Source organism: Arthrobacter sp. ISL-72 (assembly GCF_018613755.1).
GTDB lineage: Bacteria > Actinomycetota > Actinomycetes > Actinomycetales > Micrococcaceae > Arthrobacter.
The window spans coordinates 372741-396956 of the sequence record NZ_JAGGPP010000004.1 but is presented as its reverse complement, the minus strand read 5'-3'; the positions used below and the strand labels follow the sequence as shown (position 1 = coordinate 396956).

Below are 24216 nucleotides of genomic sequence, written 5' to 3'. Positions count from 1 at the left end.
AGCATTGTGACGCAGCGTTACCTTACGTGAACTGGTGTTTCCGCGCCGTTGTTCCGGTATATGACGCGGCCCTATCGTCGATTTATGGCAATTCAGGATATCTACCCCACGGCACTGCGCCTGCTGGGCCGCCCCGTACTGGTGGTGGGCGGCGGGCCGGTGGCCACGCGCCGCGCCAAGGGCCTGCTCGACGCCGGTGCCCGGGTAACCGTGGTTGCCCCCGCTGCCACTTCGGGACTTGAGGAACTCGCCGACGGCGGACTCCTCACCTGGGAGCAGCGCCCCTACCGCACTTCCGACGTCGACGGCGTCTGGTTCGTCCAGACCGCCACCGGCGATTCCGCCGTGGACGCACAGGTATCGGCCGACGCCGAAGCGCAGCGCGTCTGGTGCGTCAACGCCTCCGACCACGAAGCATCCGCCGCCTGGACCCCCGCCGTGGCCGTGGTGGACGATGTGCAGATCGCGGTGAACGCCGGGGGAGACCCGCGCCGCGCCATGGCACTGCGCGATGCCGTCGCCACCGCACTGGAAACCGGCGACCTTCCGCTGCGCCGCCGCCGTGCCTCCGCGGGCACCGTGGCACTCGTCGGCGGCGGGCCCGGCGACACCGGCCTCATCACCGTCCGCGGCCGCCGGCTGCTGGGCCAGGCCGACGTCGTGGTTGCCGACCGCCTCGGCCCGCGCGAACTGCTCAACGAACTCGCCCCCGACGTCCGCGTCATCGAAGTGGGCAAGACCCCCGGCCACCACCCCGTGCCGCAGGCCGAGATCAACCGCATCCTCGTCGAGGAGGCCCTCAACGGCCACCGTGTGGTCCGGCTCAAAGGTGGCGACCCCTACGTCCTGGGCCGCGGCGGCGAGGAAGCCGAATTCTGCCGCCAGCACGGCGTCGAGGTTGAAGTGGTCTCCGGTGTGACATCGGCCATCTCCGTTCCTGCAGCAGCAGGCATCCCCGTGACGCACCGCGGCTTGGCCAAGGGCTTCAGCGTGGTCACCGGTCACGAAGAGCTGTCCGAGGTCCCGGCCCGTGCGGACCACACCATCGTGCTGCTCATGGGAGTGGGCCAGCTCCGCGAATCCGCCGCCGCCCTGGCCGGTGCCGGTTTGCCTCAGGACACTCCAGTTGGCATCGTTGAGAATGGTTATCTGCCCAACCAGCGCGTAACCATCGGCACTCTCGGTTCCATCGCTGACCAGGCGGAGGCCACCGGCGTCGCAAATCCCGCGGTGATCGTGATCGGTGACGTTGTCCGCGTCAGCCCGTTCGCGCCGTCGCACTTCAAGACCGCCGACTACAGCACCACCGCCCCGAACCGCCCCCGCAGTTCCAGCGCCGCCCCGAGAACCACCCGCGTCCTCACCCCGTAGCCCCACAGTAGCCCGTAGCCCCCACCAGTGACAGAAAAAAGGAACACAGCCGTGTCAACTAGCACCACCGTAGGTTCTGCCGCCCGCCCGCTCCGGGTCGCCGTCGTGGGTTCCGGCCCCGCAGGCGTCTACGCCGCCGACATCCTCACCAAGAGCGAAGCCGTCAAGAGCGGCGAACTGACCGTGAGCATCGACCTCTTTGACCGCTACCCGGCGCCCTACGGCCTGATCCGCTACGGCGTGGCTCCGGACCACCCGCGGATCAAGGGCATCGTGAACGCCCTGCACAAGGTCCTGGACCGGGGAGATATTCGATTCTTCGGCAACGTCGACTACGGAACGGACCTCTCCATCGAGGACCTCCGCACCCACTACGACGCCGTCATCTTCGCCACCGGCGCCATCAAGGACGCGGACCTGAACATCCCGGGCATCGAACTCGAAGGCTCCTACGGCGGCGCCGACTTCGTGTCCTGGTACGACGGCCACCCCGACGTGCCCCGCGAATGGCCGCTGGACGCCAAGGAAATCGCCGTCATCGGCAACGGCAACGTGGCCCTCGACGTGGCCCGCATGCTTTCCAAGCACGCCGACGACCTCCTCGTCTCCGAAATCCCGGACAACGTCTACGCCGGCCTCAAGACATCGCCGGTCACCGACGTGCACGTCTTCGGCCGCCGCGGCCCGGCCCAGGTGAAGTTCACCCCGCTGGAACTGCGCGAGCTGAGCCACTCCAAGGACGTCGACATCATCCTCTACCCCGAGGACTTCGAGTTCGACGAGGAATCCGACCGCCAGGTCCAGACCAACAACCAGACTAAGACCATGGTTGGCACGCTCACCAACTGGATCGCCGAGCAGCCGGAGGACGTCTCCGAGCTCAAGGCCTCCCGCCGCCTGCACCTGCACTTCCTGCACAGCCCGGTCGAGGTGTACGACGACGCCGAGACCCCCGGCCGCGTTGCCGGCATCAAGTTCGAGCGCACCGAGCTGGACGGCACGGGCAACGCCCGCGGCACCGGCGAGTTCGTGGACTACCCTGTCCAGGCCGTCTACCGCGCCATCGGCTACTTCGGCTCCGCCCTGCCCGAGGTCGAGTTCGACCACAAGAAGGGTGTTGTACCGAACGACGGCGGCCGCGTCCTGGACGCCTCCGGCACCCATGTGCCGGGCATCTACGCCACCGGCTGGATCAAGCGTGGCCCGGTGGGCCTCATCGGCCACACCAAGGGCGACGCCCTCGAAACCGTGACCTACCTGCTCGAAGACCGCGAAAACCTGCCGCTGGCCGCGTCGCCGGCGCCGGATGCCGTCGTCGAACTCCTGGAGAACCGCGGCGTGCAGTACACCAGCTGGGAAGGCTGGCTGGCACTGGACGCACACGAGCGCGGCCTCGGCGAGAAGGCCACCGAGACCGGCTCGCACGGCGTTCAGGTTACCCGTGAGCGGGTCAAGGTTGTGCCGCGCGAGGACATGGTGTCCATCTCCCGTGACGGCGTGGCCGCCAGCGTCTAGCGTCTTCGTTTCCTGGCGCTTTCCTGGCGCGCGAACCGGCAGCTAATGACCTCAAACTTCGGGTTTGACGTCATTACCTGCCGGTTCGCGCGTTTGTTGGTTGGCCCGTTTGTTGGTTCGCTAAGCCGGCGGCGTCACTGGCCCGCGCCGCCCGAGGCCATCAGCTCCAGGCGGTTCAGGGTTTCCTTGTTCCGGACGGAGATCAGCGGGTCCCGGATGAACTTGGGGATCATCACGCCCGGGCCTTTGATGGCGTCCTCGGCGATGGTCACCTTGCAGCCGGCCCCGTCGGGCTCCAGGGTGATCACCACTTTGGCCTCTCCCAGCGGCCAGCCCCGGGCGATCAGCTCGATGGACTTCCCCGGGTCCGACGCCGTCACCAGGGTCTTGTCGTTGATCAGCAGCGGCCACGCTCCCACCGAGTGGTGAAGCACGGCGTCGGTAGCGGGCCACAGCGCATCCACGTCCCTGATTCTGGACGCGCCCACGACCCAGCCGGAGTAGAGCCAGCCGTCCGCAATCACCTTCCAGACGTCGGCGGGCGGGGTGAGGAAAGTCTTGGAAACGGTGGACATGGAATCCCTTCCTGTGGTGGCTGAGCGGGCTTGGTTGGCTGCGGTTGAGCGTACGACGGCGGCGGGAGCCGGCCGCTGCGCCGCCCGGTAGGAGCGCTCCCGGAGGCGCCGGGTCCACGCGTAGGTCCGGGCGCCGGGAGGCTGATTTTCCAGCGGATTGAAACGCATGCGAATGTCCGAGGGTTCCGGCGCGGCGCTCAGGCGCAGCTCCCCGCATTGCCGCCAAGGTCCCGCCGGACTGGCCCAATAAAGTCCGAGGACCCATTCCCCCGAACCCAGCGACCCCGACGGCAGGCTCACGGTCCGCAGCCCCAGCAGCACGGGACCCTTGCGGCCGCGGTAGGGCATGAGGGTTGTCAGCGCAGCGCCGGCGACGTCGAGCTTGGGCATCAGCAGGAATCTGCCCGGAACCTTCCAGCCGGTGGAGGCAAACAGCACGTCCGCTGTGCCGCCGTCGGACGTGCCCTCGCCGGACGCGGCGCCGGCCGTGCCGCCGTCGGACGTTGTGATGCGGAGGGCGAGCCCCAGGATGTCCGGAAGCGTCTGCGGCAGTCCCACGGAGCGGGAGAACCTGGCCTTAACCGGGTCGACGCCGGGAGCGTCGAGCCAGTCAATCCCGCTGGGCCGGCCGTGCTCCCCGGTCCTGGTGAGTTCACCTTCAAGGCCTACGCCTTCCGGATGGATCGGGCGGTCAGGCCGCGCCAGTTTGAGGGCCCGGAACATCGCCGCAAACGCTCGGCCTGCCGTTTCGGTGATGCCTGCGGTTTCAACGGCCACCGCGGCTTCGGCGGCGGCGTTCCTTGGTTCGTGGTCCGTCATGGCTTCCTTCCTATTCTGTCAACAGGTGGAACTACATCCGTCCGAACCGGGCGCGGATCAGGGCAAAGCTCCCGTAGGCGATGAACCCGGCCCCGATGGCGACGAGCAGGTACGGGCCGAACGGGTGGTCGCGGAGTGCTTTGAGGCTGCCGTCCAGTCCGGTGGATTCCTCGGGGCGGTGCTTGGCGGCGGCGATGACGAAGAGCAGTCCGGCGAGGTTCAGGGCGACGCCCTTGGCGGTATGGCCGGTGACGCCCAGGGTATCGATGAGCCTGCCGCGCCGGGTGCCGTCGAAGTGGAAGAGTTCCTCCTTGAAGCCCCGCCGGATTCCCTTGGCCACGAAGTAGACGCCGATGCCCATGATGGTCAGGCCCAGGACCACCAGCACCCACAGGCCTGCCGGGGAGGCCATCAGCGAACTGCTGAAGTCCCGCGTGCTGTCGCCCGAATCCCCGCGCAGCCCCACGCCGAAGCCGGCAAAGCTGAGCCCCACGCTGCCGTAGGCGATCGCCAGGAAACCGGACGAGATGAGCTTGCCCACCCGCTCCTTGCGCGGAAGGTGGCGGGCGCGCAGGGTGGCCTCGCTTGCCTGCCACAATGCCAGTCCGGTGCATGCCGCCACGCAGGCCCACATCACGGCGGGGCCCCACGGGTTTGCGGCGAGTTGTTCAATCGCGCCGGTGGCTTCCGCCTGCCCGGGCTGGCCAAAGGCAACGGCGATTGAGATGGCCCCGACAACAATGTGGAGCAGGGCCATGACGGCAAAGCCCGACCGTGCCAGGACGTCCAGGGCCTTGGCATTGGACGCCTCCTCGACGGCGTCCGCGGCGTCGCTGATGGTGGATCCTCCGTCCGACATCGGCTAGCCGTTCATTGGTCCTTCGGCACGCAGTCTTTCCGCGTGCGGTCCTTCGACGTGCACGGTGCATCGGACCACGAGTTTTCCGGGTGCGTTGTCCAGCTCCACGAGGGTCTCGTCGGCGCTCAGGACCGTGAAGACTTCAGAACCTGGCACCACGGCCACCCCCTTCGCTTCCGCCGTGTCGCGGGCATTTCCAAGGGCCGCCCGCTCAAGGCCGTCGAGATAACTGCTTTCATGGGCGCGGGCGGGGTCACCGAAGGCCCAGCCAAACAAAGTCCCTGTGGTTCCCATGCCGACGATATTACGCGGTCACCGCTTGCAAGACGGGCTTTCGTAACATTAGTAAGTGTGCTTACCATGGGCGGACCGCGATATTGCCGGACAGTGACCCAGCGCCCGGCAAATCCGCGGGAGCGGCATCTCGACCACTTCAACGTTAGGAATGCACATCATGGCAGGAAATCTTATTGCCCGGTCAGTCCACGACCTGACGGCAGCGGCGTGGTTTGGTGGATCCCTGATGGGTGCCATCGGCCTGAACGGTGCAGCAGCGGAAGCCAAGGACCCCTCCGAAAGGACCCGGCTCTCCAGTGCCGGCTGGATGAAATGGGCGCCGTTCCAGACCGCAGCGTTTGCTTCACACCTGGTGGCGGACCTCGCGATTGCATGGGAAAACAAGGGCCGCATCGCCAAGCAGGACGGCGTTGCGCGGGACACGGTGGTCAAGACGGCGGTGACCGTGCTGGGTGCGGCCGTGACCCTGTACTCCGGCATCCTCGGCAAGAAGGTTGAAAAGCTTGCCGGCGAGGGTGCCGAAGGCGCCACCGAGCCGCGGCCGGAGGCCTCCGACGAGCTGAAGGCGGCGCAGCAGCAGCTCAAGATGCTGCAGTGGGCCATCCCGGCGTTTGCCGCGGCTGTGATCATCCTTGGAGCCAAGCACGGCGAGATGCAGCGGCCCAAGAACGTCTTCGCGGGTCTCCGCAGCTCCTAGTACCCAAGGGCAGGCGCCCCGGCGGCTGTTAAAGCAGGAAACGCACGACGACGGCCGGCACCCGGGTGCCGGCCGTCGTCGTGCGTTACGCCAACTCCCTCCCACGGAGTTTCTGTCCAGATAAAGGGACCAAAACGCCCCTAAGGTCGCCATAAGTGGACAAAAACTCCAAGGGTGCGACGGGGAAGGGGAGCGGCGGGGACGTCGGAGGGTGGTCAGACGGGCTCGGTGTTGGGCAGCGGCAGGTCGGGGTTCATGTCCTCCAGGTTGGGATCCTCCGCCGTCCACACCTGGATGATGGCCCACGCCACGGCGGCCAGCGGAACGGACAGCACTGCGCCGATGATGCCGGCAAGGATGGTGCCGGCGGTCAGTGCCATCAGGATCACGAGGGCATGGAGCTGCAGCGACTTGCCCATGACAATCGGCTGCAGGAGGTCGCCCTCCAGCTGGTTGACGGCGATGACCACTGCCACCACGATCAAAGCAACCACCGGTCCATTGGCCACGAGGGCGACCAGGGCGGCCAGGATGCCGGCCACGGTGGCGCCCACCAGCGGGATGAAGGCGGTGATAAAGACGATGATGGCCAGCGGGAAGGCCAGCGGAACCTGCATGATCAGCAGTGCCGCTCCGATGGCCACAGTGTCGACCAGGGCAACGATGGCGGTGCCCCGGACGTAGCCGCCCAGCACCGCAAGGGTGCGCCGGCCCACCCGGCGGAGCTTCGCCTCGCGCTGGCCCGTGAAGGGACGGAGGAAGAAGTTCCAGATCTTGGCGCCGTCCTTGAGGAAGAAAAACAGGATGACCACCATGAGGCTGGCTCCCGCGATGAACTCCGTGACCACCGAGAGCCCGGTGATGGCGCCCGAGCGGACCTGGCTGCTGGTGGCGAACTGGACGATTCCCTCCCGCGCCTGGTCGAGCTGTTCCTGCTCAAGGGGGATGGGGCCGGTCAGCAGGAACTTCTCCAGCTCATCCAATCCGGAAGAGGCCTGCTGGACCAGCTCGCCCCACTGGTTGCGGACCGAGAAGTAGATCACGGTGGAAACGCCGGCCAGCAACAGCATCAGTGCCGCAAACGCCAGCCCGGTAGCGACTCCGCCCGGGAGGCCGCGCCGCCGGAGCATGTTGACGAAGGGGCCGATGGCCGCGGCAAGGATCAGGGCTATCAAGATCGGAATGACCAGGAGCTTGATCTGCATCAGGGCGTATACGGACACTACGGCCACCGTGAGGATCAGCAGGATCTGGGCAGCGCGGATGCCCACTCTGCCCAGTTTGTCGGCCCATAGTGCGCTTGGCGGCCTGGGTTCCTTTGGTTGCTTTACGGTCCCCGGAGTGTGCCCTTCCCGGGGCGTTTCCTCCACTGTTGCCCGCCGGACTGGCCCGGTGTCCAACTCCTGTTCGGTCAAGCGTGTTGATCGCGCCATGGGAACTCCTCATCGTCGGCGGGTGTCTGCGCACCGGTGCACGCTGCAGGCATAACTACCTCAGTCAGATAGTAAGCCTACTGATGGATTGTGGCCTGGCGAAACCCCATGAACGCGGCAGATCCCTCCGCGCCGTTGAGTTTTCGCCGGCCCCTTGGAGTTTTTGTCCATATCGAGGGACTTAAACGACGTTTAAGTCCCTCGATATGGACAAAAACTCGCAGCGGCGGGGGCGGGGGTTCAGGCCGGGGGGCCGGGGGCGGCTAAACCCCGAGCCACTCCGCGCAGGAGTTCAGGTTTCGGTTGACGCTCTCCACGGCCGCGGCTTCGTCGTGCGACTCGATGGCATCCACCAGCTGGCCGTGGCCTTCGTCCGGGAGTCCGTTGAAGCCGCTTCGGCGGTGCTGCCGGAGCAGGTCGGCGTGGAAAACGCCGCCAAAGCTGACGTACAGCTCGTGCAGCAGGGGATTGCCCGTTGCCAGCGCCACCAGAACGTGGAATTCCCAGTCGGCGCGTGCCCAGGCGGCGTAGTCCTCGGAGTTCCAGCCGTCGTCGCGCAGCACCAGCAGCTCCCTCATGGCGGCCACCTGCTCTGCCGTGGCGTTCCGGGCGGCCAGCCGGGCCGCCTGCGTGTCCAGGGCGACGCGGACCTCGAGGATGTGCTCCTGGGTGTGGTCCTTGTACATGCGCTGCGCCGCGCCCGAGATCTCGCTCGTGGCCCGCACGTAGGTGCCGTCGCCGCGGCGGACCTCCAGCATGCCGCTGTGGGCCAGTGCCTTGATGGCCTCCCGCAGGGTGCCCCGGGAGACGCCCAGCCGGGCCATCAGCTCGGGCTCGGCGGGGATCTTTTCCTGCAGCTGCCATTCGCCGGAGTGGATCATCCCGCGGAGCTTGCCGGTGATCTCGTCGGCCAGAACCGGCCGGTGCGAAGCAGTGAGGGTCATGGCCGGGTCCTTGCCGAGGTCTTCGTGGATGGTTCAGTGCTGGCGGCGGCAGCCAGCTTCTTGCCGGTGAGGAGGTGGGCCACCACAATCTGGGCCAGGGCGATGGCCAGCAGCAGGATCAACGGTACCGTCCAGCCCCCCGTGGCGCTGTGCAGCAGCCCCATGCCAAAGGGTCCCGCGGTGGCGAGCAGGTAACCCACCGACTGTGCGAGCGTGGACATGGCGGTGGTTTCCGCCGTCGTGCGTCCGCTGCGGCTGATCATCACCATCACCAGCGGGAAGATGCCCAGGCCGAATCCCAGCAGCACCGCCGGGACGGAAGCGAGCGCTGCGGGCAGCAGCATCAGCGCGGCCACGCCCAGGACCATGGTGACGCTGGCCAGGTAGAACGCCGGGCGGAGCATCCTGGGGCGGGATCCGATGGCGATCAGCACCATGCCGGCAGGAACGGAGACCAGCTGCATCAGCCCATACATCAGGCCGCTGTCCGCCGGGGTAAGGCCGTTGGTGGTGAGCATGTACGGGAACCAGCTCAGCACGGCGTACGCGAGGAGTGCCTGGAGGGTGAAGATGGCGGTGAGCAGCAGGCCCTGGCGGGTCCGCAGCAGCGGCCACGGGGAGATGTGCGTGCCTCTGCCGGGGGAGGCATTCCGGTGCGCATGCAGCGCTACCGGCAGGAACCCCAGGAAAGCGGCCACGGACAACAGGCCGATGGAGCCCATCCCCGCCGACTCCGAACCCAGGGCCTGGGCGACGGGCACGATGATCACCGCAGTGACCGTGGCGCCGGTGGTCATGGTCACCGTGTACAGGGCGGTCATCAGGGAGGTGCGGTGGGCATAGTGCTCACGGATGAAGGACGGCATGGCCACGTTGCAGACGGCCAGCCCGGACATGCCCACGACGGTTCCTGCCAGCAGCATGCCGGTGGACGGGATGCCGCGCAGCAGGAGTCCGAAGGCCAGCATTGCCAGGGCCAGCAGGATGGCCTTCTCCACGCCCACCCGCCGGGTCAGCCAGGAAGTAGCCGCGCCGGCGACAGCAAAACACAGGGTGGGAATGGAAGGGATCACGGCGGCGATGAACGGCCCGTAGCCCAGCACTTCCTGGAGGTCATGCAGGAGGGCGGACGCCCCCGTGATGCCGGCGCGAAGGTTGAGGCCGATCAGCACAACGGCAAGGATTCCGAGGACGACGACGGCGCGCGGCCGGGCAGCGCTGACCCGTGCGGTAGGTGAGGTGTCAGTTCCGGGAAGTGCCGTCGTCGTGGTTGCCATGCTTAAACATTAGACGTTAGACGTTTGATGTTTGTAAAGATGTGGGCAACATCTCTGTGCCGCTGCTAGCCCTGCTGCCGCTGGGAGAGCCGCTGCACGGCAAGCGCCAGCCAAAGCTGGACCCGGTCCTGGGTCTGGGAGGGGTCGTAGCCGGTCAGCTCGGTGATCTGGGCCAGCCGGTAACGCACCGTGTTGCGGTGCAGCGTCAGGGCTTCGGCGACGGCGGCGACCGACCCGTTGTTGTTCAGGTAGCTTTCCAGCGTGGTCATCAGCTCGGCCCCGTGCAGGGCGTCGAAGTTCCGGAGCGGGTTGAGGGACTCATTCGCCATGTCCGCGAGCGGGACGTCCTCACTCGCCAAAAGGAGCGACGTCAGGCTGAGGCGCTCGGGCTCGTTGACCGGCAGGCCGTGGCTTGCGGCATCCCGGGCCTCGAAGTAGCTCCACCGCAGCCCATTTGGTTTCGTGTACGCGCCGCCGATGCCGATCGTGGCGTGGATGCCGGCCTCGGCCAGATGGTCGCTGAGGCTCTTTGCGAGCACGCTGGCACCGCTGCCGTCGTCCTGGACAACGATGATCAGGTCCTTGCCGACGACGGCGGTCACTCCGTGCTCCAGCGGCCGCGGCACCGATGAACTAGCCAACTGTTTGGGGTGCGCCGCGGACTCGGCGAGGAGGACCACGCTTTTGCGGGTGCTGTTGACGCCGATGCCGGCGAGGCGGCGGGATGCCTCGCTGGCGTCGAGGGTCCCGTGGATCACGTCCTCCAGGACCTGGCCGGACAGCGCCCGCTGCGCCTGCCGCTGCTTCACCATGTTGTTCAGTTCCACGCTGATCAGGTTCTGGGCGTAGCCCACGATGCCGGAATCCTCGAAGGGCTGCCGGACCCAGAGCGTGCACGCATCCCTGCGTCCGGTGGGGATTGGGTAGGACGCCCAGGTGTCCGCCGTCGGTGCCGGATTGCCGGGCACGCTGTTGTACAGCTGGGCGGTGAACTGGGTCAGGACGATGTCCGTCCGCAGCATGGAACCCAGGTTCTTGAGGAGCTCGGCGAGGCCGCCGCCGGTCAGGAGGGCGCGGGCCAGGATCTGGTGGCCGGCGATGAGCCGTTCCAGCTTGGAATAGTGGTCCGCCGACTGGGCATCCGCGACGAGCTTGGTGATCGCGATGAACGGAGTTTCATAGGGGACCTCCACCACAGGCAGGCCCCAGCGGTTGGCCTCGGCAATCAGCGCCGGCGGAACGGCGTCGTGCGTCAATCCGATCCCGAAACCGATCCCCACCGCGCCCGCCCGCTGGACCTGACGCACGAAGCGGCGCTGGTCCGCCGCGGACTTCAGCCGCATGCCAGTGGTGAGCACCAGTTCACCGCCGTTAAGGAAGCGCTGCGGGTCCTCCTGCTCCGTGACGGCAACCCACTGGATGTCCTGGTGCCAGGTGGTCTCCGCCAGGCCGGATTTGACGAGCTTGAGCGAATGGACGCCCAGCAGGGCGGCGAGGGAGATTGCCATGAACTCAGGATAACCGGGCGCTGGTCAACCGCACTAAAGGGTTCCGGAGATGGTGTGCAGGTGGCTATTCCCTCCGTATCGGCCCTGGCATAGGCTCGTGAGCAATCGCAAGACACAGCCCGTTGCAGAACCGGCTGAAGAACCCAGCATGAAAGAGGTTGTACACCGTGGTCCAAACCTTGCAGAACTTCATCAACGGCGAATTCGTCACGCCAGCCGGGACCGGACTGCTGGACATCGTGAACCCCACCAACGGTGAGGTGGTGGCGAAGTCCCCCATCTCCGTGCAGGCCGACGTCGACGCCGCCATGACCGCCGCCAGCGAGGCGTTCCGGACCTGGAAGCACGTCACCCCGGGCCAGCGCCAGCTCATGCTCCTCAAGCTTGCCGACGCCGTCGAAGCCAACAGCGACGAGCTCGTGGAAGCCCAGCACCGCAACACCGGCCAGGTCCGCAGCCTCATTGCCTCCGAGGAAGTCGCCGCCGGCGCCGACCAGCTCCGCTTCTTCGCCGGCGCCGCCCGCATCCTCGAAGGCAAGTCCGCCGGCGAGTACTTCGAAGGCCACACTTCCTACGTGCGCCGCGAACCCATCGGCGTCGTGGCCCAGGTCGCCCCGTGGAACTACCCGTTCCTGATGGCCATCTGGAAGATCGGCCCGGCGCTCGCGGCAGGCAACACCGTGGTGCTCAAGCCTTCGGACACCACCCCGGAATCCACCCTGGTACTGGCCAAACTGGCCAAGGACATCTTCCCGGCCGGCGTCCTCAACGTCGTCCTCGGCACCGGCGAAACCGGTGCCATGATGGTGGACCACAAGGTCCCCGGCCTCGTCTCCATCACCGGGTCCGTCCGGGCCGGCATCGCTGTCGCCTCCGGCGCCGCCAAGGGCCTCAAGCGCGCCCACCTGGAGCTCGGCGGCAAGGCCCCGGCTATCGTGTTCAAGGACGCCGACATCAAGAAGAGCGCCGCGGCCATCGCCGAGTTCGCCTTCTTCAACGCAGGCCAGGACTGCACGGCCATCACCCGGGTGCTGGTGGAGGACTCCGTTCACGACGACGTCGTGGCAGCCATGGTGGAGCACACCAAGACCCTGCACACCGGATCGCAGAACGACGAAGACAACTACTTCGGCCCGCTCAACAACGCCAACCACTTCAAAGCGGTGACGTCCGTGGTGGAGCACCTGCCGGAGAACTGCAGGATTGTCACCGGCGGCCACCGCGCGGGGGAGAAGGGCTTCTTCTTCGAACCCACCATCATCACCGGCGCCAAGCAGACGGATGACGTGGTGCAGCAGGAAACCTTCGGGCCGGTCATCACCGTCCAGAAGTTCAGCACCGAAGCCGAAGCGGTCGACCTCGCGAACGACGTCGAATACGCCCTTGCCTCCAGCATCTGGACCAGCGACCACGGCACGGCCATGCGGGTCAGCCGCGACCTGGACTTTGGCGCAGTGTGGATCAACACCCACATCCTGCTCACCGCCGAAATGCCGCACGGCGGCTTCAAGCAGTCCGGCTACGGCAAGGACCTCTCCATGTACGGCGTTGAGGACTACACGCGGATCAAGCACGTGATGAGCGCGCTGGATGCATGACTCAGCTGCAAACCCCAACTCTTCCCCGGCTTTCCGAAAGGCATTCCCATGACAGCAACCGCCCATGACATCACCTACCGCCTTGAGCAGAAGCGCAACATCCAGGCGGACTTCCCGGGCCCCAAGTCCCTGGCACTGGCCGAACGCCGCAAGGCCGTTGTGGCCGCAGGCGTCGCCTCGGGCGTCCCCGTTTATGTTGCCGACGCTGACGGCGGCATCATCCACGACGTCGACGGCAACTCCTTCATCGACCTCGGCTCGGGCATCGCGGTGACCAGCGTCGGCGCGTCCGATCCCGCCGTCGTCGGCGCCGTGAAGGAAGCGGTGGAGCACTTCACCCACACCTGCTTTATGGTCACCCCGTACGAGGGCTATGTGGCCGTCGCCGAGCAGCTGAACCGCCTCACCCCTGGCGACCACGAAAAGCGCACGGTGCTGTTCAACTCCGGCGCCGAAGCTGTGGAAAACGCCGTGAAGGTGGCCCGCCTGGCCACCGGCCGTGACGCCGTCGTCGCCTTTGACCACGCGTACCACGGCCGCACCAACCTGACCATGGCGCTGACCGCCAAGGCCATGCCGTACAAAACCAACTTCGGCCCCTTCGCGCCCGAGGTCTACCGCATGCCCATGAGCTACCCGTACCGCGAGGAGAACCCCTCGATCACCGGTGCCGAGGCCGCCAAGCGCGCCATCACCATGATCGAAAAGCAGATCGGCGGCGAGTCCGTGGCCGCGATCATCATCGAGCCGATTCAGGGCGAGGGCGGCTTCATCGTCCCGGCCGACGGCTTCCTGCCGGCACTCGCCGCCTGGGCGAAGGACAAGGGCATCGTCTTCATCGCCGACGAGGTCCAGTCCGGCTTCTGCCGCACGGGCGAATGGTTCGCCGTGAACCACGAGGGCGTTGTCCCGGACATCATCACCATGGCCAAGGGAATCGCCGGCGGCATGCCGCTCTCGGCGATCACCGGCCGCGCCGACCTGCTCGACGCCGTCCACCCGGGCGGCCTGGGCGGAACGTACGGCGGCAACCCGGTGGCGTGCGCGGCCGCTCTCGCGTCGATCGGCTCCATGGAGGAGTACGACCTCAACGCCCGCGCCAAGCACATCGAGGAACTGGCCACAGGCCGGCTCCGCGAGCTCGCAGCTGACGTTTCCGTGATCGGCGATATCCGCGGCCGCGGCGCCATGCTGGCCATCGAACTGGTGCAGGCGGGGTTCAAGGAACCGAACCCGGAGCTGACCAAGGCCGTGGCCGCCGCCTGCCTCAAGGAGGGTGTCATCATCCTCACCTGCGGCACTTACGGCAACGTCATCCGCCTGCTGCCGCCGCTGGTTATCGGCGATGAGCTGCTGCTGGACGGCCTCGAGGTCCTCGCCGCGGCCATCAAGGCCCACGCGTAGCTCCAGGCGGCACCAGAACGCGAACCCTCGAGCGCGAACGGGCAGATAAGGCCCCCAAACGCCGCGCGTCGGGGCATTATCTGCCCGTTCGCGCGGGGGTGGAGATCGACGGCGGTCCGGGTACCTTAAGGTGCCCGGCCCGCCGTCGTTCGCTCCGGTAGAGTCTGCAGTACCACTGCAGGAACGCAGACCGGCCGACGTCGCCCGGGAACCCCGAGCCAGGCTGGATTCTGCCCCAGACCCAAGGGGTTTACCCATGCGATACGTAGTCGGCTACACACCAAACGAACGCGGCGCGGATGCCGTTGCGCTAGCGTCCGCCTTGGCACGTGCACAGGGCGCCCGGCTGGACCTCGTCTTTGTGGTGGACAAGGGGCTGCACGCTGCGCAGGAGGTGGCCACCGGCCATGACATCGCCGCGGAGCGGGCGGTGGTGAACGCGCAGCGCGAGGGGCTGGGCCTGGTCCCGGAGGACGTCCCCGTCGAGTTCCACGTGCGCCATGCCGATTCGTTGGCGGCGGGTCTGATCGATGCCGCCGTCGAATACGAGGCCGGACTCATCGTGGTGGGCGCGGCCAGCAGCGGATTATTCAAGCGGCACACGATCGGCAGCGTTGCCAACGCGCTTCTGCACGCCTCGCCGGCCCCGGTGGCGCTGGCTCCCCGCGGTTACCGGGGGACCGAGGCCATCACCCGGCTGACCCTCGCGGTCGGTCAGCGTGCGGGCGCAAACGCCGCGATCGACGTCGCCATCGGCGCTGCCGAGCGCCGCGACGTGCCGCTCCGCATGGTCTCCCTTGTGGAGCTCGACGCCGAAGGGGACAGCGGGGAAGTGGTCAACGCCGCGCACATCCATGCAAACACCGTGCTCACCGAAGCGTCGCACCGGCTTCCCGACGGCCACAACGCGTCCGTGGAGGTGGCTCACGGCCGCACGATCGAGGAGTGCATTGACGACCTCGAATGGGACGACAGCGAGATCCTGATCGTGGGATCCTCGCGCCTGGCTGAGAAGAACAAGCTGTTCATCGGCACCACAGCCAACAAAGTGCTCCGCGCGCTGCCCGTTCCGATGGTGGTCATCCCGCGCGACTACGAGCGCACGGACAGCCCCTAAGCCTTCCGCGGCGGTGGGACTGCCGGTACAGAGCGCTCGGCGCGCGGGCGCGGGGCGCGGGGCGGCGGGGCTTAAGTGTCCGTTCGCGCTTGCTTGGCCGCGCTTAGGGGGTGGGCGGCGAGGCGCTTCCTGGCCACTGCACTCCGGCGCGCGGCCGCCACCATGTCCACGGTCAGCACCAGCAGTGCCAGCCAGACCACGCCGAAGCCGATCCAGCGGTCCAGGGTCATGGTTTCCCGGAACACCACTAGGGCCACGATGAACTGGAGCACCGGGGCGAAGTACTGCAGCAGGCCGATCGTCGTCATGGGCAGGCGCCGGGCCGATGCGCCGAAGAACAGCAGGGGCACGGCCGTGATCACACCAGACGCGACCAAGAGCCAGAAGTGCCCAGAGCCCTCGGTCCCCAGGGTGGCTGCCCCGCTGACAGCGAGGAAGATCATAGTGGCGGCGGCAAGGGGAGCCAGCACCACGGTTTCCATCGTGAGGCTGGTGATGGCGTCGGCCTTGGGACCGATCCGCTTCTTCACAAAGCCGTACAGCCCGAAGCTCACCGCGAGTGTCAGCGCGATCCACGGCAGCTTTCCGTAGGAGATCGTCAGCACCACCACCGCGACGAATCCAATTCCGACGGCGGCCCACTGCAGCGGCCGCAGCGTCTCCTTCAGCACGAATACGCCCAGCAGCACCGAGACGAGCGGGTTGATGAAGTAGCCCAGGGACGCCTCGACGGCCTGGCCGGTGGTCACTCCGTAGGTGTACGTCAGCCAGTTCACGGCGATCAGCGCCGCTGCGATGGAGAGGGTGCCGAGGACGGTCCGGTCCCGGAATGCTGCCGCAAGGACGCGCCAGGAGCGGGTGACCGTGATCAGCAGCGTGCAGAAAATGAGCGACCACACCACCCGGTTGGCCACGATTTCGACCGCACCGGCGGGCTGCAGGGCGAAGAAGTACAGGGGCAGCAGCCCCCACAGGCCGTAGGCACCGATTCCGAAGATGACGCCCGCCGTCGTGTCCTTGTCCACTGCCTTAAGTACGACGCCGGGGCGGGGCGGCTGAGCACCTGAATGTCCGGTAGTTGCAGGGGTGCTGCCCGGAGTGGTCAGGGCAGCGGGGGCGGTTCCGTCGGGTGTAGGCACAAGATCAATAACACCACCCCCGCCGGGCGTATTCCGCCAGCAACGGTACCCAGTTGCGGGCCGTCACCGGACAGGGCCTTGCATTAGTCAGTAGGCTTACTATATGAACGTGCAACCTAAGTCGGCCGGGCCATGAGGCTCCGCCACAGCAACGCCTCGGGGAGGGGCTACCGGCGTCTGGCGGCGGGCGCCGGCTTTACGTACCGGGACCTGGACGGATCCACGCTGCCCCGGGGTCCGGTCCGGGAAAGGCTGGAAAGCATCGGCGTTCCGCCCGCCTGGACAGATGTGTGGATCGCCCCCTACGAAAACGGGCACATCCAGGCAACAGGACTCGACGCCGTGGGCCGCCGGCAGTACATCTACCACCCGGCCTGGCGCGAAAAGAAGGACCGGCTCAAGTTTGACCGCGCCCTCCAGCTCGCCGAATCCCTGCCGACTGCCCGAAGACTGGTCACGCGGGACCTCCGCAGCGACGGGATAACCCGCGAACGCGTCCTCGCCGGCGCGTTCAGGATGCTGGACAGCGGTTCGCTGCGGGTTGGGTCCGAGCGATACACGAACGAGAACGGCAGCCACGGCCTGGCCACCCTGCTCTGCGCCCACGTGAAAGTGAAGCAGGATCGCCTGCTGCTGAGTTTTCCGGCCAAGAGCGGGAAGACCTGGGAATCTGAGATCAAAAACCCCGAGCTCGCCGCTCTGGTCCGCACCCTCAAGCGCCGCGGCCCCAACGCCCGGCTCCTTGCCTACAGGAACGGGCGCAGCTGGCATCCGGTGACCAGCGCCGAGATCAACGAGTATGTGAAGGAACGTACCGGGGGTGACTTCACCGCCAAGGACTTCCGCACCCTGCGGGGAACCGTTGCCGCCGCCGTCAGCCTTGCCCTGACGGGACCGCAGAAGACCGCTGCAGCCAGAAAGAGGGCGATCAGCCTGGCCATGCAGGACGCCGCGGCGGCGCTGGGGAACACGCCGTCGATCGCCCGGAAAAGCTATGTGGACCCGCGGCTGCTGGACCACTTTGCCGCGGGGGAGACCATCGACCCGCGGAGGACGGACTCGGCCGAGTCGGAACTGCGCGCGCTCCTGTACCGGGAAGGCGACCTCGTTTCCATGAACGGCTCCAGGGGCAAAGCAGTCTGACCATTTAGAATGAGGCATTGTGCGCTAACTGCCTGGCGCAGTCTCTCAGTTTCAGAAGGGCTCCCGTGTCCAACTCGGCCGAAACCACCCCCAAGCGTCCCCTCCGTGTCGCGATTGTCGGCGCCGGACCGGCCGGCGTCTATGCCGCGGACATCCTGACCAAATCCAATGAGGTCAAAGGCGGCGACTTCGAAGTCAGCATTGACCTGTTCGAGGCCTACCCTGCCCCGTACGGCCTGATCCGCTACGGCGTGGCACCGGACCACCCCCGCATCAAGGGCATCGTGAATGCCCTCCACAAGGTCCTGGACCGCGGCGACATCCGCTTCCTTGGGAATGTCACGTACGGCCGCGACCTGAAACTCCACGATTTCCGTGCGTTCTATGACGCCGTGATCTTTTCCACCGGCGCCGTCAAGGATGCGGACCTCAACATCCCCGGCGTTGAACTCGAAGGATCGTTCGGCGGTGCCGACTTTGTGTCCTGGTACGACGGCCACCCTGACGTGCCGCGTGAATGGCCGCTGGATGCCAAGGAAATCGCGGTGATCGGCAACGGCAACGTGGCACTGGATGTGGCCCGCATGCTGGTGAAGCACGCGGACGAGCTGCTGTCCACGGAAATCCCGGGGAACGTCTACCAGGGGCTGAAAAAGTCCCCGGTCACCGACGTGCACGTCTTCGGTCGCCGCGGCCCGGCCCAGGTGAAGTTCACTCCGCTGGAGCTGCGCGAGCTGAGCCACGCCAGGGACGTGGACATCGTGCTCTACCCGGAGGATTTTGAGTTCGACGAAGCCTCCGATGAAGCCATCCGGAGCAACAACCAGACCAAGACCATGGTGAACACCATGACCAACTGGCTGGTGGAAGAGCACGCCGAAGCCGAAGAGCCGTCCTCCCGCCGGCTCCACCTGCATTTCCTGCACAGCCCCGTGGAGATTTACGACGGCGCCGGCAACAATGCGGGCACCGGCAAGGTGGCGGGCATCAAGTTTGAGCGGATGCAGCTGGACGGCACCGGTCACGTTAAAGGCACCGGCGAGTACATCGACTACCCCGTCCAGGCCGTCTACCGGGCCATCGGGTACCACGGCTCGCCGCTGGATGAGCTCGAATACGACGCCAGGGCCGGAGTGATCCCCAACGAGGGCGGCCGGGTCCTGGATGCGGAGGGCAAGCCGGTTCCCGGGATCTACGCCACCGGCTGGATCAAACGCGGCCCCGTGGGTCTCATCGGGCACACGAAGGGCGACGCCCTGGAGACCATTGGCTGCCTGCTCGAGGACCGCCTGACGCTGCCGCCGGCGCAGAACCCGGACCCGCATGCCATCATCGCCCTGCTGGAAGAGCGCGGCGTCGAGTACACCACTTGGGAGGGCTGGAACAGGCTGGACACGCACGAAGCAGCCCTTGGAAAGGCGTGGACCGAAGCTCGGGCGGACACCGGCGTCGTGCGTGAACGCGTCAAGGTTGTGCCGCGCGAGGAAATGATCCTTATCTCCCGCAACGCCGGCGACTAACCCCGGACACGCAACCGCAACCGCTTACTAACGCCGAACACTCAACCCGGACACACCTCCCGCCGATTCGAGTTTTTGTCCACTTATCGCGACTTATGCGCCCTCGAAAGGCCATTAGGTGGACAAAAACTCCTCTGGCGGGCGGGGGAGGGTGGCCACTAGACTGGCCGGACCACGCCACCGCACGCCGTCGCGCCCGCACAATGCTGTGCCGGCAGGGGAGTTCAATGAGCAATACGATGCATCCGGCTGTCCCGGGCAGGGCTGACAGCAGCGACGCCGCAAAACTGCTGCAGCGGCAGGCCCTTGCCGGCCACGAGCTGCTTGGCTCGAACACCGGGCACGTGCCCGGACTGCGGAGCCTCGTCGAGGAATCCTGGCAGCGTTCGGCCCAGCTCCGCGCCAACCCTGACAACCCCGAGGCGCCCCTTGCCCTGGACCGGGAAGAGCTGGAGGAATACCGCCGGCAGCACCCGCTGGCCACCATCATGCCGGTGATCCACAAGCTCCTGGTCCTGCCCAGCCACGATAGCGGCCTGCTGGTTGCCGTTGGCGACGAGGTGGGCCGGCTCCTGTGGGTGGAGGGCGACGCCGTGATGCAACGCCGGGCCGAAGGGATGATGTTCGTTGCCGGCGCCGACTGGTCCGAGGCCAGCGTCGGCACCAGCGCGCCCGGCACGGCGCTCGCCGTGGGCCGCAGCATCCAGATTTCCGGCGCGGAACACTACAAGCGCTCGGTCCACCCGTGGAGCTGCACGGCCGTCCCGTTCCACGATCCGGATTCCGGCGCCCTGCTCGGCGTTGTGGACATTACCGGCACCGAGTCCGCCGTCGCACCCCACACGCTCTCGCTCGTGGAGGCGACGGTTGCCGCGGCCCAGGCCCAGTTGCGGGTTGAGCGGCTCCAGCTGGCGGCCGTCCGGCAGGCAGCACCCGCACGACGGCGGACCCCGGCTTTGGCTGCCCGCAGAGCTGACGGCGCCGGTTCCGCTGCGGAAGGCAGCCTGTACCGCAACAGCCTTCAGCTGCTGGGCCGGGACCAGGCCCTGCTCAGCATCGAGGGCCGCACCGTGGCGCTCTCGGCCCGGCACAGTGAAATCCTGGCCCTGCTCAGCATCCACCCGGACGGGCTCAGCGCCGAGGAGCTCTGCACCCTGCTGTACCCGGGCGACGGCACCTCCATGACGCTCCGCCCGGAGATGGTGCGCCTGCGCAAGGTCCTGCAGCAGCTCAGCCCCGACGCCGTCCCCGGCTCGCGCCCCTACCGGCTGCCCATGGACCTCATGCCCGATTCCAGTCAGGTGCTCAACTGCCTGCAGCGTGGCGCGCACCGCATCGCCCTGGAAATCTACCGCGGCGCCGTGCTGCCCCGCTCGGAAGCGCCGGGCATCGTGGACCTCAGGGACCGCGTCTCCTCGCTGCTGCGCGAAGCACTGCTTACCGACGGCAGCGCGGAAGCGCTGCTGAAGTACGCGGAACTGCCGGAAGCAAAGAACGACGTCGGCGTCCGCACTGCCGCGCTGAAGCTCCTGCCGCCGCGCTCGCCCAAGCGGGCCGCCGTCGTTGCCGATCTGGAGCGGCTGGAAACGGAGCTCAGCGCCTAAGCCCGAACGGCGCTAGCGCCTGACACGCCCGTGACCAATCGTGACCGGTGTCACGCTGTTGCAACCTGGCTGCAACCTCCCCGCTCCTACGCTGAATGCAACGGCGGCCGCCAGCACAGGCGGCCAGCCATCTTGCACAGCAAAGGAGCTAGCAATGACTGTCTACGCACAGCCCGGTACCGAGGGTTCGAAGGTTACATTCCAGGACCGCTACGAGAACTGGATCGGCGGCGAATGGGTGGCCCCCGTGAAGGGCCAGTACTTCGAGAACATCACCCCGGTCACGGGCAAGGCGTTCTGCGAGGTGGCCCGCGGCACGGCCGAGGACATCGAACTGGCACTGGACGCCGCCCACAAGGTCGCCCCCTCCTGGGGCAAGACCTCCGTTGCCGAGCGCGCCGCCATCCTGAACAAGATCGCCGACCGCATCGACGAGAACGTCGAAATGCTCGCCGTTGCCGAGTCCTGGGACAACGGCAAGCCGGTCCGCGAAACCCTCAACGCTGACATCCCGCTGGCCGCCGACCACTTCCGCTACTTCGCCTCCGCCGTCCGCGCCCAGGAGGGCCGGCTTTCGCAGCTCGACGACGACACCACCGCCTACCACTACCACGAGCCCCTCGGCGTCGTGGGCCAGATCATTCCGTGGAACTTCCCGATCCTGATGGCCGTGTGGAAGCTCGCCCCGGCCCTGGCCGCCGGCAACGCCGTGGTGCTCAAGCCGGCCGAGCAGACGCCGTCGTCCATCCTGGTCCTGATGGAGCTCATCAGCGATATCCTGCCCGCCGGTGTGGTCAACGTGGTCAACGGTTTCGGCGTCGAAGCCGGAAAGCCGCTGGCCTCCAGCCCGCGCATCCGCAAGATCGCGTTCACCGGTGAAACCACCACCGGCCGCCTGATCAGCCAGTACGCCAGCCAGAACCTGATCCCGGTCACCCTGGAACTGGGCGGCAAGAGCCCCAACATCTTCTTCAATGACGTCGCCGCGGCCAACGACGCGTTCTACGACAAGGCGCAGGAGGGCTTCACGCTCTTCGCCTTCAACCAGGGCGAAGTCTGCACGTGCCCGTCCCGGGCCCTGGTCCAGGAAGAGATCTACGAATCCTTTATGGCGGACGCCGTGGCCCGGGTGGAGAAGATCATCCAGGGCAACCCGCTGGACACCGACACCCAGATCGGTGCGCAGGCCTCCAACGACCAGCTCGAAAAGATCCTTTCCTACATCGACATCGGAAAGCAGGAAGGCGCCAAGGTCCTCACCGGCGGCGGCCGCGCGCAGCTCGAAGGCGAGCTGGCCGGCGGCTATTACGTCCAGCCCACCGTGTTCGAGGGCCACAACAAGATGCGCATCTTCCAGGAAGAGATCTTCGGCCCCGTGGTTTCGGTGGCAAAGTTCAGCGACTACAACGACGCCATGGGGATCGCCAACGACACCCTGTACGGCCTCGGCGCCGGAGTCTGGTCCCGCAACGGCAACGTTGCCTACCGGGCAGGCCGCGAGATCCAGGCCGGCCGCGTGTGGGTCAACAACTACCACGCCTACCCGGCGGGTGCCGCGTTCGGCGGCTACAAGTCCTCTGGCATCGGACGTGAAAACCACGCCATGATGCTGGACCACTACCAGCAGACCAAAAACCTCCTGGTCAGCTACAACGAAAACAAGCTCGGCTTCTTCTAAGCCGCTCTGAACCCGGGCGGGGACGGATTGCACGCATCCGTTCCCGCCCGCACCACGCCTGGCCACCCCTCAGGAAGACAGCAAAACCTCACCGCTCCACTCAACACCCGCCTAACGACGCAAGGATTTCGCCAATGACGACGACAATGCAAGCAGCCGTAGTAACCGAATTCGGAAAAGAAGTTCAGATCCAGGACATCCCCGTTCCCACCCCGGAGCGCGGACAAGCGCTGGTCAAGGTCATCACCACCGGGGTCTGCCATACCGACCTTCACGCCGCGGAAGGGGACTGGCCGGTGAAGCCCTCGCCGCCCTTCGTCCCTGGCCACGAAGGCGTGGGCGAAGTGGTGGCCCTTGGCGAGGGGGTCACGGACCTCGCTGTCGGCGACCTGGTAGGAAACGCCTGGCTCTGGTCCGCCTGCGGCGACTGCCAGTTCTGCCGCACCGGCTGGGAAACGCTCTGCGAGGCCCAGAAAAATGCCGGCTACAGCGTGGACGGCTCCTTCGGGCAGTACATGCTCGTCGACAGCCGCTTCGCTGCGAGGATCCCGGCCGGCTCGGACCCCGTGGAGGTTGCCCCGGTGCTCTGCGCCGGCGTCACCGTCTACAAGGGACTGAAGATGACCGAGGCCCAGCCCGGCCAGTGGGTCACAATCTCCGGCATCGGCGGCCTGGGGCACATCGCCGTCCAGTACGCCGTGGCCATGGGCCTGCGGGTCGCGGCCGTTGACATCGCGGACGACAAGCTCGCCCTTGCCAAGAAACACGGCGCGGAACTCACCGTCAACGCCCTCCATGAGGACCCGGCGGAAGTCATCCAGCGCGAAACAGGAGGTTGCCATGGAGTCCTGGTCACGGCAGTGCACCCGTCAGCTTTCGGTCAGGCGATCGGAATGGCCCGCCGGGGCGGCACGATTGTGTTCAACGGCCTGCCGCCCGGCGACTTCCCGGCACCGATCTTCGAGATTGTGCTCAAGGGTCTGACCGTCCGCGGCTCAATTGTGGGAACCCGGCAGGACCTGGAGGAAGCCCTCGACTTCTACGCCCAGGGCAAGATCCACCCCACGGTGTCCACCCGGGAGCTTTCCGAGGTGAACGCGGTCTTCGACGAGATGAAGCACGCCAAGATCGACGGCCGTGTGGTGCTGAGGTTCTGATGCCCGACGCCAGGCTGGATGCCGCCGTGACGCTGCCCGGGGAGGACTTCTCCCGGGTGGCGCTCACCGCCGAAGCGGTTTCGCTGCTGCGGAAGCTCTGGGGCCAGCACGGGCCCCTGATGTTCCACCAGTCCGGCGGCTGCTGCGACGGTTCGTCGCCGATGTGCTACCCCGCGGGGGACTTCGTCACCGCGGAGGCGGACGTCCTCCTGGGGCGGTTCGATCTGTCTATCGACGACGACGGCGGCGCGCCCGGTGACGCTGGCGACGCCGGCCAGCCGCTCGAGTTCTGGATGTCCCGGGAGCAGTTCAATTACTGGAGCCACACCCACCTGACGGTGGACGTGGTCCAGGGGCGCGGGAGCGGATTCTCGGTTGAGGCGCCGGAAGGCAAGCGGTTCCTCATCCGGTCCACGCTGATGGACTGGCCGGCCTGAGCGGCTCCGCACTACGAGCGCGAACGAACAGTTGGGGCCCTCATGCGAGCGGCCCCAACTGTACGTTCGCGCTTCTTCGTCTCACTATTCGGGATAAATATGGCCGTCCACTGGATGGACACTA

General features: G+C 66.8%; 20 protein-coding genes. 12 read left to right on the top strand and 8 right to left on the bottom strand.

Annotated elements, in window-relative coordinates; genetic code table 11:
• Window positions 1-84 precede the first annotated feature (84 nt).
• Together cobA and J7I92_RS04835 are read left to right on the top strand one after the other, a co-directional pair.
• On the top strand, window positions 85-1371 hold the full coding sequence (cobA, locus tag J7I92_RS04840; protein WP_214837987.1) for a uroporphyrinogen-III C-methyltransferase: 1287 nt from the start codon (window positions 85-87) through the stop codon (window positions 1369-1371).
• A gap of 51 nt (window positions 1372-1422) precedes the next feature.
• Window positions 1423-2886, top strand: a complete 1464-nt coding sequence (locus J7I92_RS04835; protein ID WP_214837985.1) for an FAD-dependent oxidoreductase — start codon at window positions 1423-1425, stop codon at window positions 2884-2886.
• A 134-nt stretch (window positions 2887-3020) separates the two neighbouring features.
• Here the strand turns inward: J7I92_RS04835 and J7I92_RS23715 are convergent, their stop codons facing one another.
• The 3 genes from J7I92_RS23715 to J7I92_RS04820 are packed head-to-tail and all read right to left on the bottom strand — an operon-like array spanning window position 3021 to window position 5433.
• A complete protein-coding gene (locus J7I92_RS23715) occupies window positions 3021-4280 on the bottom strand; it encodes an SRPBCC family protein (protein ID WP_251039421.1) in 1260 nt (419 codons plus the stop codon).
• Between the two features lie 31 nt (window positions 4281-4311).
• Complete coding sequence (locus J7I92_RS04825) at window positions 4312-5139, bottom strand: DUF1206 domain-containing protein (RefSeq protein ID WP_214837983.1); 828 nt, start codon at window positions 5137-5139, stop codon at window positions 4312-4314.
• 3 nt (window positions 5140-5142) lie between these two features.
• On the bottom strand, window positions 5143-5433 hold the full coding sequence (locus J7I92_RS04820) for a hypothetical protein (RefSeq protein ID WP_214837981.1): 291 nt from the start codon (window positions 5431-5433) through the stop codon (window positions 5143-5145).
• Window positions 5434-5593: 160 nt separating this feature from the next.
• Between J7I92_RS04820 and J7I92_RS04815 the strand changes: the two genes are divergently transcribed.
• The gene (locus tag J7I92_RS04815) at window positions 5594-6133 is read left to right on the top strand and encodes a hypothetical protein (RefSeq protein ID WP_214837979.1); all 540 of its coding nucleotides are present in this window, start codon (window positions 5594-5596) and stop codon (window positions 6131-6133) included.
• A 215-nt stretch (window positions 6134-6348) separates the two neighbouring features.
• Here the strand turns inward: J7I92_RS04815 and J7I92_RS04810 are convergent, their stop codons facing one another.
• The 4 genes from J7I92_RS04810 to J7I92_RS04795 form a co-directional block, all read right to left on the bottom strand.
• Entirely contained in the window at window positions 6349-7566 is a 1218-nt protein-coding gene (locus tag J7I92_RS04810) for an AI-2E family transporter (protein WP_214837976.1), read from the bottom strand.
• Window positions 7567-7829: 263 nt separating this feature from the next.
• Window positions 7830-8510 carry a FadR/GntR family transcriptional regulator gene (locus J7I92_RS04805; RefSeq protein ID WP_214837973.1) on the bottom strand — a complete coding sequence of 227 codons (681 nt, stop codon included), beginning with the start codon at window positions 8508-8510 and terminating at the stop codon, window positions 7830-7832.
• Window positions 8507-9787, bottom strand: a complete 1281-nt coding sequence (locus J7I92_RS04800) for an MFS transporter (RefSeq protein ID WP_214837969.1) — start codon at window positions 9785-9787, stop codon at window positions 8507-8509. Before J7I92_RS04800 ends, J7I92_RS04805 begins: the two co-directional genes overlap by 4 nt.
• Before the next feature lie 65 nt (window positions 9788-9852).
• Complete coding sequence (locus tag J7I92_RS04795; protein WP_214837967.1) at window positions 9853-11295, bottom strand: PucR family transcriptional regulator; 1443 nt, start codon at window positions 11293-11295, stop codon at window positions 9853-9855.
• Between the two features lie 167 nt (window positions 11296-11462).
• Here J7I92_RS04795 and J7I92_RS04790 point away from each other — a divergent pair, with 167 nt between their 5' ends.
• From J7I92_RS04790 to J7I92_RS04780, 3 genes are all read left to right on the top strand, one after another.
• Complete coding sequence (locus J7I92_RS04790) at window positions 11463-12893, top strand: gamma-aminobutyraldehyde dehydrogenase (protein WP_214837966.1); 1431 nt, start codon at window positions 11463-11465, stop codon at window positions 12891-12893.
• A gap of 48 nt (window positions 12894-12941) precedes the next feature.
• Complete coding sequence (gene gabT, locus J7I92_RS04785) at window positions 12942-14297, top strand: 4-aminobutyrate--2-oxoglutarate transaminase (RefSeq protein ID WP_214837964.1); 1356 nt, start codon at window positions 12942-12944, stop codon at window positions 14295-14297.
• Window positions 14298-14553: 256 nt separating this feature from the next.
• A complete protein-coding gene (locus J7I92_RS04780; RefSeq protein WP_214837962.1) occupies window positions 14554-15414 on the top strand; it encodes a universal stress protein in 861 nt (286 codons plus the stop codon).
• 71 nt (window positions 15415-15485) lie between these two features.
• On the opposite strand, the gene rarD is transcribed toward J7I92_RS04780, so the two are convergent.
• Window positions 15486-16562: an EamA family transporter RarD gene (rarD, locus tag J7I92_RS04775; RefSeq protein ID WP_214838213.1), complete on the bottom strand. Its 1077-nt coding sequence runs from the start codon at window positions 16560-16562 to the stop codon at window positions 15486-15488.
• 123 nt (window positions 16563-16685) lie between these two features.
• Here rarD and J7I92_RS04770 point away from each other — a divergent pair, with 123 nt between their 5' ends.
• The 6 genes from J7I92_RS04770 (at window position 16686) to J7I92_RS04745 (ending at window position 24092) form a co-directional block, all read left to right on the top strand.
• Window positions 16686-17696, top strand: coding sequence for a DNA topoisomerase IB (locus tag J7I92_RS04770; RefSeq protein WP_214837960.1), 1011 nt, complete (start codon window positions 16686-16688; stop codon window positions 17694-17696).
• A 65-nt stretch (window positions 17697-17761) separates the two neighbouring features.
• Complete coding sequence (locus tag J7I92_RS04765) at window positions 17762-19216, top strand: FAD-dependent oxidoreductase (protein WP_214837957.1); 1455 nt, start codon at window positions 17762-17764, stop codon at window positions 19214-19216.
• Between the two features lie 227 nt (window positions 19217-19443).
• Entirely contained in the window at window positions 19444-20820 is a 1377-nt protein-coding gene (locus J7I92_RS04760) for a GAF domain-containing protein (RefSeq protein ID WP_214837954.1), read from the top strand.
• Between the two features lie 154 nt (window positions 20821-20974).
• On the top strand, window positions 20975-22498 hold the full coding sequence (locus tag J7I92_RS04755) for an aldehyde dehydrogenase family protein (protein WP_214837951.1): 1524 nt from the start codon (window positions 20975-20977) through the stop codon (window positions 22496-22498).
• A 134-nt stretch (window positions 22499-22632) separates the two neighbouring features.
• On the top strand, window positions 22633-23655 hold the full coding sequence (gene adhP / locus J7I92_RS04750) for an alcohol dehydrogenase AdhP (RefSeq protein WP_214837948.1): 1023 nt from the start codon (window positions 22633-22635) through the stop codon (window positions 23653-23655).
• Window positions 23655-24092: a DUF779 domain-containing protein gene (locus J7I92_RS04745; RefSeq protein WP_214837945.1), complete on the top strand. Its 438-nt coding sequence runs from the start codon at window positions 23655-23657 to the stop codon at window positions 24090-24092. The genes adhP and J7I92_RS04745 overlap by 1 nt, the downstream gene beginning before the upstream one ends.
• Window positions 24093-24216 lie beyond the last annotated feature (124 nt).